Origin of the sequence: Methylomonas sp. LWB, assembly GCF_001856095.1 — a bacterium.
In the GTDB taxonomy this organism is placed as follows: domain Bacteria; phylum Pseudomonadota; class Gammaproteobacteria; order Methylococcales; family Methylomonadaceae; genus Methylomonas; species Methylomonas koyamae_A.
Window position 1 is genome coordinate 1 of record NZ_MKMC01000055.1, and the last position, 3,535, is coordinate 3,535.

Annotated in this window: 1 protein-coding gene; it reads left to right on the forward strand. The window is 58.0% G+C overall.

The genetic code is table 11. The features are described from left to right. On the forward strand, window positions 1-3,535 hold a 3,535-nt coding region (locus tag BJL95_RS18190; RefSeq protein ID WP_139306326.1), incomplete at both ends, for a non-ribosomal peptide synthetase.

Below are 3,535 nucleotides of genomic sequence, written 5' to 3' on the forward strand. Positions count from 1 at the left end.
AGCCGTCAGGCGCAACGGACGCCGGCGGCGGTGGCGTTGGTGTTCGAACAACGCCAATTGACCTACGACGAACTGGAACGGCGCAGCAACCAATTGGCGCATTATCTAATCTCGCAAGGCGTCGGCACCGAAAGCTTGGTGGCGGTGTGTATGGAGCGCTGCCTGGAGTTGGTGGTCAGCCTGCATGCGATCGTCAAGGCCGGTGCGGCTTATGTGCCGTTGGACCCCGACTATCCGCAGGAACGCTTGGATTACATGATCGCCAATGCCGGTGCCGGCTGGTGTCTGACTCAGCAGGCCTTGGCCGGCAAGCTGCAAGATTATCCCGGCCAAGTGCTGGTCATCGAAGCCTTGCAAACCGAGCTGGCCCGGCAATCGGCCGGCGCGCCGGCCCTTGAATGCCATCCGCAACAGCTCGCCTACCTGATTTACACCTCGGGCTCCACCGGCCAACCGAAAGGCGTCGCCAACCACCATCAAGCGCTGGCCAACCGGCTCAACTGGATGCAGCGCCGTTACGCATTGAGCGGGCAAAACAGCGTCTTGCAAAAAACCCCGTACAGCTTCGACGTCTCGGTCTGGGAATTTTTCTGGCCGTTGATCGCCGGCGCCCGTTTGGTCATCGCCAAACCGGGCGGACATAAAGACAGCGATTACCTGGCCAAACTGATCGAGGCCCAGCACATCGACACCCTGCACTTCGTGCCGTCCATGCTGCAAGCCTTCATCGACGACCCCGAAGCGGCACACTGCGGCAGCTTAAGGCGCATCATCTGCAGCGGCGAAGCCTTACCGTTGAGCCTGCAACAACAGGTTTACGGCAAATTGACATCGGCGCGTCTCTACAATCTCTACGGCCCGACCGAAGCGGCGATCGACGTCAGCGAATGGCCTTGCGACGCAGCCGACACCGCCAGCCCCATCGTCGCGATCGGCAGGCCCATCGACAACCTACGTTTATACATCCTCGACGGCCAACTGCAGCCGGTGCCGATCGGCGTGTCCGGCGAACTGTATATCGCCGGCATCGGCTTAGCGCGCGGCTACCAGCAAAAGCCGCAGCTGACCGCGGAACGCTTCGTACCCAATCCGTTCGGTCAAGGCGAAAGGCTGTACCGGACCGGCGACATATGCCGCTACCGGGCCGACGGCGTCATCGAATACCAAGGCCGCGAAGATGGTCAAATCAAGCTCAGAGGCTTTCGGATCGAATTGGGCGAAATCGAAGCGGTCTTAAAACAACATCCGGCCGTGCAAAACTGCGTATTGACGGCTAAATCGTTTCGCGGCGAAAAAGCCTTGCTGGCCTATCTGACCTTGCGGGACGGCGTCGAGAATACGCCGGCCTTGATTAAGCCGATCCGCGAATTCATGCAGGGCTTTTTGCCCGATTACATGCTGCCGGCTGCATTTATGGTGCTGCCCGAGCTGCCTTTATCGGCTAACGGCAAAGTCGATCGCAAGGCCTTGCCGGCTATGGACGTAGTAAGTCAGGATGAAGACCTTAGCGCCCCGGAAAACGACTTGCAACGGCAAATAGCCGATATTTGGCAGCAATTATTGCAACACCGCGAGTTCGGCATTCACAGCAATTTTTTTCATGTCGGCGGCCATTCGCTGCTGGCGCTACGCTTGATCGCCAAATTGGCGGCGGTTTTTCACACCAAACTCAGCATAGAAGATGTTTTCAACCACGCCAGCATTCAAGGCTTAGGCGAGCTTTTGCTGGACGGCGATCGGCAGCGGCTGGCTTGGCCGGCGATTTCGCCGCAAGACCGGGCGGATGCGCCCTTATCGTTCTCGCAAGAACGCTTATGGTTCGTCAATAGTCTGGAAAATGCCGGTGGCGTTTACCATATTCCGCTGGCTTTTCATGTCTATGGGGACTTAAACCGCGAGGCCTTACAAGGTGCCTTGCAAGCCTTGGTGAATAGGCATCAGGCCTTGCGCAGCAAGGTTTTCGGCGAAGGGCTCGGTTTGCGTCAACAAGTTCTGGAACACGGCGTTCCGGTATTGGCTTGCTATAGCGCACCGGTGGTTGCCGTCCAAGGGCTCGAATCTATCCTCCGCCAGGAGGCCAATAGCGGCTTGGAACCGGCCACCGGGCAAGTATTCAAGGCATGTTTATTGGAAATCGCCCCTCGGCACCATTTGCTGTTGCTGGTCATGCACCATATCGTGGCCGACGGTTGGTCGGTTAAGGTCTTGCTGCACGACGTATCGCTTTTGTATCGCCAATGCCTGACGGGCGCCGCCGCCGAATTGCCGGATTTGCCGGTGCAATACGGCGATTACTGCCGTTGGCAAAGGATGCTGGCCGAACAAGGTTGGTTTAAGGCGGCTAAGGATTATTGGTTGACGGCTTTAGGCGATGCGCCGACGACCTTGGCATTGAATTACGACCACAGCCGGCCGCTGCTGCCAACTTTCCGCGGCGCGATGCAATTTCACGCGATTCCGGCGTCCATTCGGGCCGCGTTGCACGCGCAAGCGCAACAGCAGGGGGCAACCGACTTCATGTTGCTGCTGGCGGCATTTGCGGCAGTCTTATACCGCTATAGCGGGCAGTCGGATTTCATGATCGGCACGCCGGTGGCGAACCGGGATCGACAGGACGTGCAGGATGTGGTCGGTTTATTCGTCAATACCTTGTTGATGAGGATCAAGCTCGACGGTCAGCAGTCTTTCGAACAATTGCTGGATCAGGTCAAGGCGACCGCGTTATCGGCTTACGAATATCAATATTATCCCTTCGAAGGTTTGGTCGACGCCTTACAGCCGGAGCGGAATTTGGCGGTTTCGCCGTTATTCCAGGTGATGTTCGTGTATCAAAGCCAAGGGCAGCAGGCTTTTTCGTTGCCGGATTTGGACGTCCAGCCTATGGTTTTGCCCAGCACCACGGCGAAATGCGATTTGAGCCTTTACGTGACCGAAGAGGACGAGCATTGGTCGCTGGCGATGGAATACAGCAGCGATTTGTTCGAGCAAGCCAGTATCACGGCCTTGCTGTCGGCGCTGGCTAATGCGTTGGAAAAATTGGCCGAGAACCCGCGTTTGCCGTTGGCGCGCATACCGCTGTTGACTCAAGCGCAACTGACGCAGGTTGTGGAGGACTGGAACGCCACCGACTACCCGTATCCGGATGCCTTGATCCCGGAGTTGTTGAGCCGTCAGGCGCAACGGACGCCGGCGGCGGTGGCGTTGGTGTTCGAACAACGCCAATTGACCTACGACGAACTGGAACGGCGCAGCAACCAATTGGCGCATTATCTAATCTCGCAAGGCGTCGGCACCGAAAGCTTGGTGGCGGTGTGTATGGAGCGCTGCCTGGAGTTGGTGGTCAGCCTGCATGCGATCGTCAAGGCCGGTGCGGCTTATGTGCCGTTGGACCCCGACTATCCGCAGGAACGCTTGGATTACATGATCGCCAATGCCGGTGCCGGCTGGTGTCTGACTCAGCAGGCCTTGGCCGGCAAGCTGCAAGATTATCCCGGCCAAGTGCTGGTCATCGAAGCCTTGCAAACCGAGCTGGCCC